The 16445-nt window shown below is 63.0% G+C and carries 16 protein-coding genes; 11 read left to right on the forward strand and 5 right to left on the reverse strand.

Annotated elements, in window-relative coordinates:
- From AruPA_RS20150 to AruPA_RS20170, 5 genes are all read right to left on the reverse strand, one after another.
- Window positions 1-1748 (reverse strand): DUF3991 domain-containing protein (locus AruPA_RS20150; protein ID WP_265638539.1); only part of this gene is annotated, 1748 nt, incomplete at its 3' end.
- 12 nt (window positions 1749-1760) lie between these two features.
- Window positions 1761-2921, reverse strand: a complete 1161-nt coding sequence (locus tag AruPA_RS20155) for a hypothetical protein (RefSeq protein ID WP_265638540.1) — start codon at window positions 2919-2921, stop codon at window positions 1761-1763.
- An 8-nt stretch (window positions 2922-2929) separates the two neighbouring features.
- A complete protein-coding gene (locus AruPA_RS20160; protein ID WP_265638541.1) occupies window positions 2930-3502 on the reverse strand; it encodes a hypothetical protein in 573 nt (190 codons plus the stop codon).
- Between the two features lie 23 nt (window positions 3503-3525).
- Window positions 3526-4026 carry a hypothetical protein gene (locus AruPA_RS20165; RefSeq protein ID WP_265638542.1) on the reverse strand — a complete coding sequence of 167 codons (501 nt, stop codon included), beginning with the start codon at window positions 4024-4026 and terminating at the stop codon, window positions 3526-3528.
- A 76-nt stretch (window positions 4027-4102) separates the two neighbouring features.
- Window positions 4103-4510, reverse strand: coding sequence for a hypothetical protein (locus AruPA_RS20170; RefSeq protein WP_265638543.1), 408 nt, complete (start codon window positions 4508-4510; stop codon window positions 4103-4105).
- A gap of 736 nt (window positions 4511-5246) precedes the next feature.
- On the opposite strand from AruPA_RS20170, the gene AruPA_RS20175 reads away from it, so the two are divergent.
- The 11 genes from AruPA_RS20175 to AruPA_RS20225 all read left to right on the forward strand — a co-directional run.
- The gene (locus AruPA_RS20175) at window positions 5247-5996 is read left to right on the forward strand and encodes a hypothetical protein (RefSeq protein ID WP_265638544.1); all 750 of its coding nucleotides are present in this window, start codon (window positions 5247-5249) and stop codon (window positions 5994-5996) included.
- A gap of 116 nt (window positions 5997-6112) precedes the next feature.
- Window positions 6113-6751 carry a DotI/IcmL/TraM family protein gene (locus AruPA_RS20180; RefSeq protein ID WP_265638545.1) on the forward strand — a complete coding sequence of 213 codons (639 nt, stop codon included), beginning with the start codon at window positions 6113-6115 and terminating at the stop codon, window positions 6749-6751.
- Window positions 6748-7419, forward strand: coding sequence for a DotI/IcmL family type IV secretion protein (locus AruPA_RS20185; protein WP_265638546.1), 672 nt, complete (start codon window positions 6748-6750; stop codon window positions 7417-7419). Before AruPA_RS20180 ends, AruPA_RS20185 begins: the two co-directional genes overlap by 4 nt.
- 1 nt (window position 7420) lies before the next feature.
- Entirely contained in the window at window positions 7421-8425 is a 1005-nt protein-coding gene (locus AruPA_RS20190; protein WP_265638547.1) for a DotH/IcmK family type IV secretion protein, read from the forward strand.
- Window positions 8426-8427: 2 nt separating this feature from the next.
- Entirely contained in the window at window positions 8428-9615 is a 1188-nt protein-coding gene (locus AruPA_RS20195) for a TrbI/VirB10 family protein (RefSeq protein WP_265638548.1), read from the forward strand.
- A gap of 57 nt (window positions 9616-9672) precedes the next feature.
- Complete coding sequence (locus AruPA_RS20200; RefSeq protein WP_265638549.1) at window positions 9673-11055, forward strand: hypothetical protein; 1383 nt, start codon at window positions 9673-9675, stop codon at window positions 11053-11055.
- A 24-nt stretch (window positions 11056-11079) separates the two neighbouring features.
- Window positions 11080-11619, forward strand: a complete 540-nt coding sequence (locus AruPA_RS20205) for a hypothetical protein (protein ID WP_265638550.1) — start codon at window positions 11080-11082, stop codon at window positions 11617-11619.
- 11 nt (window positions 11620-11630) lie between these two features.
- On the forward strand, window positions 11631-12053 hold the full coding sequence (locus AruPA_RS20210; protein WP_265638551.1) for a hypothetical protein: 423 nt from the start codon (window positions 11631-11633) through the stop codon (window positions 12051-12053).
- 111 nt (window positions 12054-12164) lie between these two features.
- Window positions 12165-12623 carry a hypothetical protein gene (locus tag AruPA_RS20215; RefSeq protein WP_265638552.1) on the forward strand — a complete coding sequence of 153 codons (459 nt, stop codon included), beginning with the start codon at window positions 12165-12167 and terminating at the stop codon, window positions 12621-12623.
- 6 nt (window positions 12624-12629) lie between these two features.
- Window positions 12630-13355, forward strand: a complete 726-nt coding sequence (locus AruPA_RS20220) for a hypothetical protein (protein ID WP_265638553.1) — start codon at window positions 12630-12632, stop codon at window positions 13353-13355.
- A gap of 210 nt (window positions 13356-13565) precedes the next feature.
- Window positions 13566-16445: ATP-binding protein (locus AruPA_RS20225; protein ID WP_265638554.1), on the forward strand; the 2880-nt coding region annotated here is incomplete at its 3' end.

Genomic DNA, 16445 nt, shown 5'->3' on the forward strand with positions numbered 1-16445 from the left:
TGGAAGGCTGATCGTTTTGGGGTTGCGGTCCCTTCCGCCGGGCTCGAGGGCGGTGCCGATGGCGTGGCCGCTGCGGGCTGGGCGCTGTCCCCGGCTGGTTTCGGAGACGGAGCAGATGTTGTCGCTGGCTCGCGCGGGGCGGTGAAGTTCGGTGCCGGCGGGATTGGGGGCATGGGCGGTGGCGTTTCCCCGCGCGCGCGCATTTCCTCGGCTTGCTGGGCGAGGAGCTTGCGGTGGATCGAGCCCTCGCCCTGAAACCGCTCGTGCCAGGCGAGTGCGATGCCGTTCAGGCGTTCGAGGAAATTGCTCGGTTGGCGGACCGGCACGTTTAAGCCCCCACCCGATTGGACCACCGGAGCTTCCTTGACGTTCTGTGCTTCTGTAGCGGCTGAGGCATTTTTTTCGATCTTCGTCTCGGCCTTGTGGGTCCGCTGGCCTTCGACCGCGTCGGCTTGCTGCGTCGATTGGGCCGTCTGTTGCGTCGATTGTGCTGTTTGCTGCGTCGACTGCGCGGCGATGGCGGCAGCCGACCGGTCGGCTTGACGTTGCGCCTCGATCTTGCCGATCTGGGCGATGGATGCGGTGATACTTCTGTTGAATTCGGCTGTCTTTGCGTTGATGTCAGGTGTCATCTGTGGGTAGGGCTGCGCCGCCACGAAACTCGCGAAATCCCGGATTCTGTCCACCAATTCCTGATCCCTGATATTTTTGGTGGCGACCAGGGCGAGGCGGACGTCCTGATTGTTGAGGCCTGGCATGATCTCGCCGGCGGCTTTGATTGCGGCGCGCTGATCGTCCGGCAGAGCAAGTTTCTGGCCGGTATGTTTTTCCACATCCATCAGCGCCCAGCCGATCTTCATCTGGATGGTCGGTTCGCGCATCTGGGTCGGATTGGCCTGTCCCGCCTCGATCAGAGCCTGAACCTTTGGCAGGATATCCATCATTTCGGGGGCGTTCGATGTTTCGGCGATCTGCTTGAGCTTCTGGAGAATCTCCAACGACGGATCCGGGTTTTTTGCCGGGGCTGGCTGTGGGGTCTCTCCGGCCACCTTGTTCGCCATACCTGCGGTCGATGCGGCTGATGTGGCTTCTGGCAGGCTTGATGCGTCGGGATTGGCTTTCAGATAGGCGGTCCATGTGAAGCTCTTATCCGTGGGCGCGTAACGCACCGTCTGGACGCCCGCCGTCTCGGCGACCTTCGCGACATATTGTGCGGTGTTTTCCCCCTGGTTGCCGCGATTCGTGGCGATCCCGAGTTGCGCTCCGGGAAGGTCCGCGATTTTCTTGAGTTCCTCGGCGAGGGCCTTACTCGATCCGGCGGAGAGCGATCCGGCGCTGGCGACGTAGAGCGTATCGGGACGCAGCTTTTCGATCTGGGCGATGGCGAGGACTTCGCTGGGCTGTTCGGTGAACACGATCCGGGTCGGCGCGTCGCCGCCCGCGAGACGGAAGAGTGTCTTCTGACTCCCGCGCAGCATGGCGTGGGGCAGCTCCTTACTGTCGGTCGAGACGCCGGTGATCCCGCCATTGGCGTCCCGATGCGGATACCAGACATTGCCGCCCGGTCCTTCGCGCAAGGCGTCACCTTTGGTGGCGGCCTCGACGATTGCGGGGGAGAGGCCAAGATCTTCGGTCAGATGTTTGAACGCGGGTGAATTCGGCTGAACGATCGGAGCTCGGGTCCATCGGGTGGACATGGCGGGTTGATCGCGCTGTTGGGGGTCTTGCGGTGTGGGTGTTTCGCTCATGCTCATGGGACCTCAGTTGGAATTGCTCACGACGGGGATCGGCGTGGAGGCGGGGAGGGGGAGGTGATACTGGGCGGTATCGGCCAGCCGTGCCGCTTCGAGCATGGCGCGCTGCTGATCCAGCCGGAACCGGGCGAGGTCGATGTAGTTGTTTTCCGCCATCTCGACGGCGATTTCGCGTTGGACGGTAGCCGGCGGCTCGTTGACCAGATTTTCGCGCCACTGGAGATTGGATTCCCGGCGGTTAACATCGAGTTGGAGGGCTTCGAGCCAGCTGGCGGTCGTGACCATCGGCTTGCCTTCCGCGCTCAGTTCGGCCTGCTGTGCGGTGGTCAGGGTCACAGTCGGCGTACGATCGGCGATGACGGTCGTCGCGACCTGCCGGGCGAGGCTTTCCTGGGCGTTGTATTGGCGTCGATAGACTGCGTCGGTTTGCCCTGCATTGCCGGCGAGCTGACTTCCGCGCAGCGGAGCGGGGGCGACCGGCTGAAGCAGGACCGTTGCGTAATTATTGGCGGCGTTCAGCCCGGCCTGTCCATCGAGCGTCGATTGACCGAGGAGTGACGTTGCGACCTCGTCGCCATCGGGGTCGCTGCTTTCCGAGCACAAATTGGCGGCCTGGTCGTTCGGCGAACAGTATTCCGAGTAATGGAGTTTATTCATAGCCCCGACGCCTTGGGCGAGGCCGTTATAGCTTGGCGTTCCCGGTTGCCCCTCGCCGCGGGCGTTCTGGATGTTGGCGATGACTTTGGCGACCGCGTTGGTCTGGTCGCCGGCGGCCACGACGGACTGGCCATTGGTCAGGCTGTCGCAGGTCTGCGGATTGACCACGTGCTGTTCGACGATTTTGGCGCTGGCGGTTTGCTGGGCGACGATGGCGTTGGCCTGATCCGCCGCGTTCATGATTTTGGCCTGAGCGGCGGTTTGTCCTTTGATGTAGTTCGAGATCTGAGTGAAGCCGTCCCCCAGTTGGTTATTGATATAAGTCTGGACCGTCTGGAGTTTGCCATCGATCGCGGACTGCATCGCTGCCACTTTCGAGCCGACGGCATTAACGGCCTGGATCAGGGCCACGATGTCGCCGAACCCGAATGCCTGCGCCCGCGGCGGGGTCAGGACGGTGATGCCCAGAAGTAGGCCGCTGGCGCCTGCGGCCAGCAGGGCCGTGCGCATTTTTGGCCTCATGGCGAGGTCCCTGCGCTTGCGCTGGGATAGCCGGACGGAGTGATCGGCGTTCCGTTCATGTACAGGCTGGATTGGCCGCCGCTGAGGCTGCCGCCGATGCTCGCCCAGTCGGGGCCACCGCCGCCCAGGCTCAGCTGCGGGCAGAAATTCCCGAAGCCTGAGATCCCGAATCCCCCGAGGTTGAACCCCGTGAGCGTGATGCCGCACTGGGCGCTACCGATGGCGTTGCTATAGGCGCTTTGTGCCGCCTGGCACATTTTGCCCTCGATGGAGTTCAGCAAGTCGGCGGGGTTGAGCAAATTGGTGATGACATCGAGCCCCTTGCCCTGAAGAAAGGACGACAGACACGACAGTTGGGTCACCGACTGGGGTGCCTTCACGATCTGGGCGTTCGCCGCGACTTCGGCAGCGATGCCGTTGGATGCGGCCTGAGCGAGATCGGCGCACCCGGTCGTGCTGCCGGAGTTGGCCTGCGACGTTCCGGTACTCCCGGTCGCCGCCATCAGCGACCCTGACAGTGCCAGCAGTGTGGTGCCGGTCAGCAGGGCGATCCGAAGTGGACGCGCCATTCTTGATACCGATGATCGGATGATCATTGAAATTCCTCCTGAGAAATGCGGCAGGCGTCGAGTAAACTCGCGAGTCTGGCTTTCGAAAAAATCCGGGCGAGAAGTCGCTGACGGTAGAGGGCGGCCATGCCGTCACGGATGGCATCCCCGGTGCCGTCGTCGCCGGGGCGGGCGAGGGATCTGACCAAACCCGCGCCGTTGGGCAGGCCCGACTGGACGATCCAGTCGATGACGCGCGCCTGCCGTGCGAGGCTGAGGCGCGCAATGGTTCCGGCCAGAAGCGGCCTTGTGCCGTCTTCCCGTAGCGCGGTCGAAAGGCGCTGCGGGTCACAATCGAGGGCGCGATCCAGCTCGATCCCGAAGGCGCGCACTGCTGTCTCGCAGTCATGATCAGCTTCGAGACGGAGGAGATCGGGATCAGCCGGCGCATCCAGTGCCCGCAGATCGCCCTCTTCGGATGAGGCGTCAGGCGGGCGAAACCCGGCAATCCAGTCTGAGACGGCGGTGATATCGAGATCGGGCATGGGTGTGGATACCTCCTGGCTAGGCAGAGGTTCCGACCGACAGATGCAAACGGGAACAGCTTTTCAGCGGGGTCGATCAGCGTCCCCGAATTTTAACCTCTACGGGTGTGATCACCGCTCGGAGGTGGGCCGCGGCGAGGGCTCGTCGAAGGGCGATGTCCCATGGCAGGCCGCCCTGCCACGACACTATAGTAGATGCATCGACTTCTGGGGCAAGCACCACGAGGACGCCGTGTGGGACGATCTGTCGGAGAGCGAAGGCCAAGGGGATCGCTTTGCCGTATCCGACCGCGACCGGGTAGGCCGATCGCGCCCAGATGTTGCGGTGTGATTGAGACCTTAGCGATGGCGGTGCAATTGCGTTCGCCGCGGTGGCCGCGATCGAGAAATTGGCATGTGCTGCGATCGGTGCCACGACCAGACTCAAGCTTGTGGTCGCAAAGATCGCGCGCCAGGCGCGATGTATGACATTGGTATGACTCATTACATCTCCTCGTCCAGAGCTGTGCAGTATAAATAGACACCGCGCAGCTAGGACACAGCTTGATGCAAACCCCTATACTGCGGTTGTTGAAACCAGATGCCTGATAACATTCGCGTGAAAATCGCGGTATCGTTCCGGACGCTCAACAACGTATTAGGTCAGAATTAACGCCATTAATTAAATTACTATATGATAGCTTGGATAATTATAAGATTACCTAGCATCCAATTCGCATCTCAACATCGTTTTGTAACGCGTTGTTTTCGAGTCTTTTCGCGGAAAGCTCGGCTTCTGCAGGGAGACAATCTTAACTTGTAGCGACAATATTACGACTCTTTATTTATACAGATTGATTGTGCGAATGGGCATGAAGATGCAAACGAGAAATGCTTTTTTAGCGTGAAATTTGATTACGATCATGCATTTTCGATCTTGCTCCATTCTGTAACTGTGCAGCAAAACGGCCAGGCTTTGCGCGGTCGCATGATCGGTATGGCCCGGTCATGGTGCTCCGCGCTTCAGGCGGGAGCTTGCAATGCCCTCATCGGTGGACGTCCGCGACGATGTGCGTGGTGATGAACTGAAAGACCATTCGAGTCGCCTTTACTGTTTAAATGACCACCCAGGAATGTCTGTGCAGCACTTTTCTGGAGCGAGGTCAACAAGGGTAGCGGTGCTGATCGCAGGGGATCGCCCGGGTACAGCGCGATCCATTCCGGTCGACCCGGAGACGACGATGATTATGCGGCTGATGACCGCGCGCCGGTGCTCGGCCGGGCTGATCGCCGCCACGCTGGGTGTGACGGAAGATGACGCCCGTGACCTCACCGCCGCGCTCGATCTGATAGCGCCTCAGGATGGCTCCGTGCGGCTCGCGCCCGACACAGCGCACGGGGGCGAGGCGGGCAACCTGCGGACGGCCGCGCGGCTCTACACGGCGCGACAGCTTGCTTTTTTGGCGAAATCCTGGCTCACCCGGGCCACGATCCCCGAAATTGCGTGTGATCTGGGGCGAAGCGAAAGTGCCATCAAGCGCAAGCTGCGCGGCATGGGTTTCTTGCAGCGCCAGCGCACAAAAGCGTGGGATGATCTGGAAACTCTCAGAGGGCTTTCAGCCCGGCAGTCGGCCGAGCGCCGACTTGACGCCATGCTTTCCGGCGATGCGGCACCGGAACCACGACGCCGCTCGAAATTCCGCTGGACGGTGGATCGCACGGCAGCTTTGTGCGAGCGCTGGCTGGAGGGGTGGACTCCTGCCGCGATCGCCCGCGATCTCGGTACAACGCCGGGGTCAGTTTCGACACGCGCTACGCGAGCCTGCCTTCCAGCGCGGACTCGCACGGCGGATGGGCGGCTTCTCGTGTCCGCAGTGGGACATATCTGTCTGGACAAACATCGCCAGGAATATTTCTGGTCGCGCCGGCAAACCGCGACCCAGTCGGCCTATCGCGCGTCGGCCGCCGCATCTGCCGTCGCGCTGTGGTGATATGCCGCTTTACGCGTGTGAGGGCCGCGAAAAGCTCTTGCGATCGGCGAAACATTTTTCGTGATTTTCATTCCCGTTTTCATCTTCCGGTCGTCGTCTGGCGGTGATGAGAAAGGATGGCCACCATGATGAACCGAAGCGAAGCGGTCTCGCGTAAGCTGGTCGACCCCAGTTTTCTTCTGCGTCTGATCAGGCTCCAGCAATATGGGAATCTAACGTTCGCGTCGGCGCTTTTGTTGGTGGTCGCACTGTGGGGCTGGCAGCGGCTGCATCCACCCGCCATGATTCCGGTGGCCACCGGTCGTAACAGCCGTCCGGTCGCCATCGTGCCGCTCGATCGACCTCTGTTGTCGGATCGGCGGGTCCTGCAATGGACTGCTGACACGGTGCGCCGGGCCTATGCCATCAACTGGAAGAATTACGCGACGCATCTTGATCGTGTGGCGCCGCGATACACGACGCCGGCGTGGAACTCTTTCGCCGCATCGCTGAAAAAGTCTGGAAATCTTGCGAAAATCCGGTCCGCGCGGATGGTTGGATGGGTCGTGCCGGACGGTGCTGCCCGCATCATCGATAAGGGGGTGATCGGCCCCTACTACACCTGGGAAATTTTGGATCCGGTCACCGTCCGGTATGAGAACCAGACCGAGCAGATCAATGACGCGCTCAACGTCAAAATCTGGGTCCGTCGCGCGTCCTTTGGTCATGACAAAGCCGGTGTCGCCATCGAGCAGATCAACGCGGTACCGCAATGAGTCTCGCGCTGGAGACCTCCCCATCCCGCAATATCGCCACGGCAGAACTGGCCGTGTCTGAAACCCATCTCGTCGTCGGCCTTTACCAACGGCTGGTGCGCGGTGCGGTTCTCTCGATCGCGCAGGGGATCGTCGGGTGCCTCGTCTTCGTCGCGGCAGCCCCGACCCTGCTATCCCGGCCAGTGCCGCCGGTCGAGGCAATCGGTGCATCGGGGTCATTCCGGATTGCACCGCTACACAATCTCGCTCTGAGCGAGACCTATATCGCCCGCTGGGCGGCGCGGAGCATTACATCGGCTTACGCGATCGACCCGGTTGATTTCCAGGCCATTCTGACCCGTGTGCGCCAGCGGTTCAGCACTGCGGCGTGGCAATCTTTTGCTGCGTCCTATAAGGCAGGCGGCTCGGAGAGCGATCTGCATAAGCTGTTGGCGGAAGCGTTGACCGGCTTCGCCCAACGAACCGCGGTCCCGGTGGTCGTGCATCGCACCTTCGGTCGCGATGCCCGCTTTACCGTTGCTTTCCCGATGATCGTGACCTGGCAGAATCCGAATGGCTTGGTGTCGCGTCGCTATGACGTCCACGTCGTGGTGCGCCGAACGTCGGTCATGCGCCACGCGGGCGGGCTCGAGATCATGAAATTCACTGCCACCAGCAAAGGACCTTGAAATGCGCGATCGTCAGACGATCAAAGCCTGTGTGGGGCTCGGGACCGTGGCGGCTTTGGCGCTTCTCCCGTCCCTATCCTTCGGACAGAGCACGACCAACGGTCAGCCCACGCCTCCTGCCTTCACCGCAAGGCCGGGTGCGAAGCACCCGGCCTTCGATGCGGCAGAGCAGGCTCAGGCCCCGCTTAGCGACTGGATGATTACGCGCCTTGCGCATCGGTACCATGAAGATGAGCGTGCCGAGACCGATGCGGCGATTCCGATGCAGGCGGTGCCGACAACGACGTCGGTCGCAGCGGGTTTCGGTCCGGGCGCGGTCACGACGATCATCCAGACCGTGATTGGGTATCCGACGGCGTTGACCTTCGTGGACTCGACAGGCGCGCCATGGCCGATTGCCTGGACTGAATCGAGCGCGACCAAAGGAGGCGGCGATTGCAGCGGTGGCGGCGGGTCCGCGCCGCAAGGGGCACCGGCGGGTGGCGTACCCGCTGTCATGTCCTCGGGATTTCGGGTGTGCGTGCCCTACAAAGGGGCCAATACCCTCGAGATCATGCCGCAATCCCGCTATCCGCGGGGCGGTCTTCTGGTCAATCTTCAGAACGCGCCACAACCGCTCAGCTTCCTGCTGGTCTCCGGCACGAAGACCTATGATTCGACCGTTGATGTGCGGCTGCTCCAGTCCGGTCCTGATGCAAAGCCAAGGATTATCGCGCGGCAGAATGCACCTGAGACCGGGGCGGCTTATCTGACCGCCATGCTCGATGGTGAACCGCCGGCATCGGCGGTGCCGCTCGCGGTTGTCGGGGGCTCGCCTGAGAACATTCGCGCCTGGCGCTACCGGCATCAGCTCGTCGTACGGACCCGCTACACGATTCTCTCGCCTGAATGGGATGCCAGCGAGCACTCCGTCGGTGGGGTGACGATCTACGTCATGCCGCCCACGCCGGTGATCCTGATGTCGGATGCGGGTCACACATTTTCCGTCAGCTTCAAGGAGGACTGATCATGGCGTTCTTTCGACGGCTGCGCGCAAATCGCTCGGCACGACGCACCGGCATTATCGGCGGGTTCATAGCTGTCGTTCTCGCTATCGGTGCCTGGCACGAATTCGGAGGAAAGGCAGCGAAGCCCGTTAAGGTCGCCGCCTCCACGCTGCCGGATACCGATGCGTCTCCGGGTGGCGATCAGGCAACACCTTACGTCCGCCGTGTGACCACGGAGGAGATCAAGCGCAAGGCGCTCGTCGCGGTCCATGAAAACCGCTCGGCAACGGCTATACTACCTCCTGCGGTGACGGCAACGCCTTCCGAGGTCGCTCTCCCCACGCCGGTGCTGCCCGCGCCGCAGCCCGCGACAACCATCCCGGTCTCTTATCAGAAACAACCTGTCGCCGCGGTCACGGATCCTCCGCCAGCGATCAATATCAACCGCTACGATGCCTATAAAAGCGCGCTTGCCTCGCTGAATGGTAAGATCCCGGGCCCATCCTACGCCACCCATGTCTATCTGAAGAGCAATCAGGGCGATCCGAAGGCCCGGCCCCCTGCGAACGCAATGACAGGTGGGGCGACCGATGGGACGCCTCACATCGTTGCCACTGCGGCATCCGGTCCGGCCCCGGCGCCGACCGAGACGGTTCTGATTCCGGCTGACCATGGGATCTATGGCGAGACCCTCACCGGCGTCAGCAGCGATCAGAGCGGAGGGACGGTGATCGTCCAGGCCGAAAGCGGTCCGATCGCCGGCGACCGGATGAGCGGGCAGTTTACCACCGAAGGCGATCGGCTGATCGTGAAGCTGGACCAGCTATCACTTCAGGATGGTCAATCGGTGCCGATCGACGGCCTCGTCGTTGCCCCCAATTCCATGCAGGAGGCGGTCGCGACCAGCGTCGATCATCATTATGCCGAACGCTTCGTCCTGCCGATCGCTGCCGCTTTCGTCGAAGGTCTCGGTCAGGCGATCGAGTCCGCGAACTCGGTGATCCAGGAAAGCGCACTCGGCGGCGTGACACAGTTCAATCACCTCAATCTGGGTCAATCACTCGGCGTCGCGGCGGGTACTGCCGGGCAGACGGCGGGGCAGTTGATCCAGAACACCGCACCGCACGGCCCGACCGTGGAACTCGCCGCAGATGCGGACGTGGGCGTTTTATTTCTCAAACCCGTCAAGGCGCCGGCCGGCGAACATTGAGCGTTCCCGTTTGCATCGTCCGGCGTGACGATCAGGCTTCGATCAAGGAGACCAACCATGGATACGACGATTGACCTCCCGCCCGAATTCACCGCGCCACCGCTCTCCCGACCGCTCGACGGCGTCGTACCGGGATATGCGGATGAACACGCGGTCACCGGCGATAAGCACGAGTTTATTGGTGGGGCCGCAAACGACGGCGCATCCGGTAGAGGCGGCGAAGGGGCTGATCCCGGTGTTTCGGGACCGACAGTACCGCCCGGCCGTTCGCCAGTGTCCGCCGCGAAGAAGTCCCGACGGCAGGGATTCCTGTTCGCCACCACGGCGATTCTCGTCGTGGCGGTTTCCGCGGGCGTGATCCTGCACAAACCACTGCTCGCGACCATCGCCCGACTGCGGCACGAATCCGTGGCGACCCCGGGCAGCATCAAACTGCCGAAAGCCCATAATTCCGCGAGCGTGCTTAACCATCCGACCACGGGAAAGACACCGTTAAACACGGCGATCCCCGGTCTTTCGGTATCGCCCATGTTCGGCAAGCCTTCCGCCGGATCGACGGCTACACCGAAAAAGCAATCAATGCCCGCGCCGCTCAAACCGAAGTCACAACTTGCGACTACGCAGTCGACCACCACGGCCGCAGGAAACAGGGCTTCCGGTATCATCGGGACGTCCGCACCCGGCATTGCTCCTGCCGCCGGGTCAGAGATCGGTCAGCTTTCAGCTGCAGCGAACCCGGTTGCGGCATCGACGGATCCGCAAGGCGTGGGGATTGATAATCCTGCGGCAACATCTCACGCCGACGCCGACACTGCACCGGACCTCCGCGCCATGGCGAGCGGGACCGACGAAAAAGCCACACCCGTGAGCGCAACAATTGTCCCGCCCTCGCCACTCGTCGGCCCGGTCCCGCCGGCTGGCACGATCCAGTCGATTGCGCATCCGGTTAAGGTCGCAACGCAGCTGATTGCCGCACCGGCGTCACGCACCTACGAGGTCAAGACGATGTCGCTGGTGGCAGCACTCGCCCGTCTCGTGGCGGAGCTGCGGAGCCAGAACGCCGCCATGCAGACCGAGATATTCACGCTTCGCCATCACGTCGATCAGGAGATGATGACCTTCAACCAGCGTCTGACCTTCGACCAGGCGCACGACGCCCTCGCGCTTGCGGGCGCGTCGGACCCCGCCGCGCAGGCGAAGAGACCGTTGCCGGTCCACTCGGCGCAGATCTTCCCGACGGCAGCACCGCACGTCCCACCAGTCAGCCCCGCTTCCTACGGCATCCAGGCCGCCAGCCCCGGCCTTGCCATGCTCATCCGCCACGGCGTGACCTACGAAGTCTCGGTCGGCAGCGTCGTGCCCGGCGTGGGACGGGTGATCTCGATCGTGCAGTACGGATCGGGATGGATCGTCACGACCGACCACGGCGTGATCCGCTGAGCAGGCGGGCGGGGAGGAGACGCCATGCAGGGCTTCGTGAATTTCAGCACGGACATCGCCAATGTCCTGAGTATCCTGATCCCGTTGATCTGCTTTGTAGTCGGGCTCTCCTGCTTCCTGCTCGCCGGGTACGGCGCATGGCAGATGATGAAGCCCGGCACCTACTGGTCCTCCCGGAAATATATGCCGCCCCTGCTGCTACTGTTCGGGACGGTGCTGGTCGATTTCAACAAATTCCTCAATTTCTCCAACAACACGTTCGGGGGTGGAACGCAGACCTCGATCCAGACAGGATTTACCCCCTTCACCGCGCCCCAGGTCGGCGGCACCGGCATGATGGGATCGACGCCCGAAGAGAGCTTTCTCAACATCGTCACTGCGTTTTCCGCCTTCTTCGTGGCCTATGGCGCGTTCAACGTGCTCCTCGCCTGGCTCGGCGCGAAGGCCGTGGCCGAAGGCAAGCGGCGGCACGGCTACTCGCTACCAATGGTGCAGTTCGTCTTCGGTATCGCGCTGATGAACATCGTGTTCATCTCACAGACGATCATGGGGTATTTCACATGAACGGGTCGCATATGAGTGCATCTGGCCCCCATCCTGGCGTTCCCGATACCCCGATCCCCGATTTCGAGACACGGGTGGCGTCTCTGCGGATCGCCCATGGGCCGGGCTGCCGTGAGCTGGCCCGCGCCGCGATGGCGGACCTGACGCAGGCCCAGCGCGACCGGGTAGTTAACGAAGCCGTCTGCCGGGCGCGCCGGGCGAAGGTCGAATGGGAAATCCAACACGGCCTGCGCCCCGATCACGAGGCGTTCCTGGACAATTTTGCCGCGGCACTTCTCCGACTGCCCGATCACGATCGCGGCCGGCGGCTGCGCCGCTGCCCAAAAGTGCTGCGCGAGCATGTCATGCCGCTGATCGCGGAATACCAAGTTGACGCCAGGAGTTTCCTTGTCGCCGCAGGTCTCGCGGACCCGGGAACGCTGCCGGTTTCGTGAAGATTGTTTTTACGTGCGACGCTGATTTCCCGCGTGTCGTTTGCATCCTTTACCCGCAGCATCGGCTTCACGAGAGGGAATTTCCCCTCCGTTTCAGGAGCCTGATGACTGATGGATACCATCAACACCCCAAAGGCACCGCGGCGGTTTCGCCGTCTTGCCAAAACCCTCAAGTCCCGGAACGCCCTCGCGCTGGGTTTGGCCACACTCGCGGTCGCAGCGGCGGTTCATCCGTCGTTCGCGGCCGCGGCCGCGGGGGCCGGCGACACGCTCGGTGGCCGGATGCAGGCGGCGTCCACCGACCTGCTCACCGGCACAACGTATATCGGCGACCTTTTCAGCTACGCGCTTGCGCTCGTGGCGGCACTGGCGTCCGGCTATACGTTCTTCCACAACCGCAAGAACCCCAACTCGAGCGAACACCGGCTCGGCTATGCTATCGCCGGTCTCGTGGCCACGGGTTTTTTTGCGACGCTTCCGAGCATCGTCAACTACTCCTCGCAGACGGTGAGCGCGGCGAACAGCAACGTGACCGGGCAGCAGCAGCAGCTGACCTTCGGCCAGGGCTGAGTCACGATGACGATTTCCGCGACCCTCTCGATCAGCGTGCATCCTTCGAGCCTCGGCGGTTACGGCCAGGGCTTGCGGGTTGCTGGTCGGAAGGTCACGGAGACGTCTTGGTCGCAATGCCAACTCTGCGGATTGCCGTTCGCCGGCGATCCGCTGATTTTTTTCCGTGACGGCGATCACCGTCGTTGCGATGCCGGCAATCTGCTCGAGGCGTGTCCGGCCTGCGTTCTCGTCCAGGGGGCGGGGCGACTGACCGCCGCGCGCGAGATCCTCCCGATCTGGTTGCCCGAGCTATCGCAGCGCGGGCTCAACCGCCTGACCTCCAGCCTGCACGAGCTTGCATACACGATCGGCCTGCCGGTCGATTTCTCCGGCGCACCACGCGAGGACAGCCCACACGCACGCCAGATCCTCAAAGTCTGGGCGGGTCTGCTCGACCGCTGGATCCTGCTGCGCGAGCAGGCCGGGATCCGGACGGTCACCGATGTGGTCGATATCTGCCTTGCCCGTGATCCCGTCCGCGGCACTTGTCCGCCCCGGCTCATTCGCGGGCTGCGTTTGCTGCACCGGGGCCGGTTTTATTCGGGCGGGCGGGATATCTACCCGATGTTCATCACCCGGAATCGCCAATCCGGCGCAACCGCCGCGCCAGCAACACCGCTGCCTGCAAGCATTACCTCACCTTCAGCATCGCCGTCCGAACCGGCTCTTGCCGCCGGTGCGGTCGGATGAGCTTCGCCGAGACCAATCATCAATGAACCAGGAGAGCTTCATGTCGGGTCACCACGCATCGAGCCGCACGATCGGGACGTTCACGAGGTTTGCGTTATGCCTCGTCGCGCCTCTCGCGTTTGTGGGCTGTTCCAGCCGCAAGGCGGAGATGCTCATTGTCCGCTCCCGCAAGATGCTCGTCTCGGGTCTCCTCTGATGTCGGTCTTTTCCATGTTCGCCAAATTCGCGGCGAAGGCGTCGTTCCTGATGCCGGCACCGCTCTACAGTTTTTGCGATCTCGAGACCGCCGACGATCGCTCCCTGATTACCCGCGAGGGCGATCGGGTCTCGCTCGTCCGCATCCACGGCCTGACGCGGATGATCGGTGAAGCGGGAACCGACCGGATCGTCGAGGAGCTGCGGCTTGAACTCCAGGGGTCGCTCGAAGCGAAAGGGCAGGGGATCCAATGCTGGTTCGCCTGCGATCCGAACCAGACGGATTCCGTCATCGAGACGATGCTGGCGGGTCCCCGCGCGATCGCGCGCGAACTTGGCATGTCGTTCGAGGACATCTTCGCCGAACGGGCAAAAATCTGGCCGCGCCTGATGCGCTGGGAAGACGCCCATCTCGTGCTCTGGACCCGCAAATCGATGCTGTCGCGCGAGGAAGCGTCGCAATCGCAGGCGGCACAGGATGGCGCCGCGAAGGGCGCGCCACGGATCGGCACCACCGGCCTCAAGGCGCAGAATATCTTTCTTGCCTCCGATATTCTGGGGGTGAAGCACGCGGCCTTCGTCAACCGGGTGATGTCGGCCTTTGCCGGCCAGGGGATCATGGTCGAGGAAATCCCCTGCCGGGAGGCTCTCGTGACCATGCGCGAAGCGCTCTATCCCGAGACCCGTGATTCCAACTGGACGCCGCTGCTGCCAGGCGATCCCGTCCGCGTCCGGATGCCCGACGAGGGTGAGAAGCCGGCCGCCGATCATGTGCTCTGGCCCAATCTGCCGAGCCAGATCTTTCGCGACGATGCCGAGACGATCGGCAGCCGGATGGTCCGGATCGGCGATCACGACTACGCGGCGATCGAGGTGGTGCTCGGTCCGGAAATCCCACGCCCCTTCGCCGAACTCGTGGCCCGTCTCGCCCGCGCCCAGGTGCCCTGGCGCGCTTCGGTCTGGCTCGAGAGCGGCGGGCCGGCCACGATGATGATGAAATCCGTCTTCGCTGAACTCCTCGCCTTCGATCCCGAGAATCGCAAGATGGCGAAAGCGTTCGAATCACTCGCGCGGATGCGGGAGGATCAGAGCGACATTCCGGTCCGCTGGCGGATGAGTTTCGCGACCTGGGCGCCGACCGGCGAGCAGATCACCCTCCGTCGCAACATCGCGTTGCTCGAACAGCGCATCCAGGGCTGGGGCAATTGCCGGCTCGGCCTGACCGCCGGCGATCCTTTGCAGGCGGTGATGGGCTCGGCCCTCGGCCTGTCGTTCGGCTCCTCGGCACCGGTTGGCTACGCGCCGCTCTCCGATGCGCTGCGGATGCTGCCGCTCACCCGACCGGCCTCGCCGTTCAGGGACGGGTCTGTCGTCTTCCGCACGCCCGATGGCCGGATCTGGCTCTATGATCCGTCGGGAAGCGGTCGTCCGGCGGTCTTCATTGCCATCCTCGCAGCACCCCGCCGGGGCAAGTCGATGCTCGCCAATGCGATGAATTTCGGTCTGTGCCTCAGCCGTGCCGCGACCGGCAATCAGGGAGCCAAGCTGCCGCTGATTGGTAAGCTCGACATCGGCAACGGCGCTCTCGGTCTCGTGCTCCTGCTGCAGGAGGAGCTGCCACCCGAGCGCCGCGGCGAGGCGGTGTTCATCGAGATGCAGTTCGGCCCGGGATATGATTTCAACATCTTCGATACCCAGCTGGGCTGCCGCTTCCCGCTGCATCTCGAGGAAGGGTTTCTCACCAATTTCCTGTCACTGGCGACCACCTCGCTCGAGAGTGACAAGCCATTCGAGGGGATGGATCAGTTTATCAGCTTCGTCGTGAGCGAAGCCTACCGGATGCGCTCGGACAGTGGGGCCAATACCGCGCCCGCCGTCTACCAGCGCGGGATCGAGCCCATGGTGGACGCGGCGATCGACCGGATCGATCCTGGGCTGCACAGCGTGCTTGGCACGGCATCGGGGGAGGGTGAGGAGACGGGTCCCGCGCCCGAGCCGTTCTGGTGGGAGGTCGTCGATCTGCTGTGCCGGGCGGGCGAGTACCGCCTCGCCGGGCTCGCCCAGCGCTGGGCGGTGCCGATCCTCGAGGATCTCATCACTGCCGCCCGTTCGCCCGCGGTGCGCGACAATTTCGAGAAGATCCGCGCCCACACCAATGAGCCGCTGCCCGACGTGTTCGAGCGCTACATCAAGTCGCTGATCAAGATGCTGCCCTCGCTCAACCAGCGGACTTCGATCGATCTCGGGGATGCGCGGGTCATCGTGCTCGATCTCGACCGGGTGGCCCCCAAGGGCGACCGGCCGGAAGCGGTGCGGACCACCAGCCTGATGTACATGCTGGGCCGGCACATGATCGCGCGCAATTTCTTCCTGCGCGAACGCGACCTCGCCCGGGTGCCCGACGCGATGCGCGCCTATCACGCGAAACGGATCGCCGATGTGTCGGAATCGATCAAGCGCCTCGACTATGATGAATATCATCGCACCCGGGGTTCGAAATTCGTCCGCGCCCAGGTCGCAAGCGACGTCCTCGAAGGCGGCAAGCTCGGCATTCAGGTCGTGATCACGAGCCAGAGCATCAAGCATCTCGACGACGATCTGATCAGCTTCACCAACGAGCGTTATCTGCTCGGCGCCGATGACGAAATGGAGGCGAACGAGATCATCGAGCGTTTCGCCCTGTCCGAGGAAGCCGCCTCGACGCTGCGGCGCAAGCTGAAGGGACCGGATCCGAACGGCGGTGGTGCGCCGTTCCTGTTGCAGATCACCGTGAACAACCAGCGCTACGAACAGATGCTGGTGAACTCCCTCGGCCCGATCGAGATCTGGGCGCTGAGCACGACGCCGCTCGACATGCAGCTGCGTCGGCGGCTCTATGAGCGGCTCGGGCCGACC

The organism is Acidiphilium sp. PA, from assembly GCF_026191915.1.
Taxonomy (GTDB): Bacteria; Pseudomonadota; Alphaproteobacteria; order Acetobacterales; family Acetobacteraceae; genus Acidiphilium.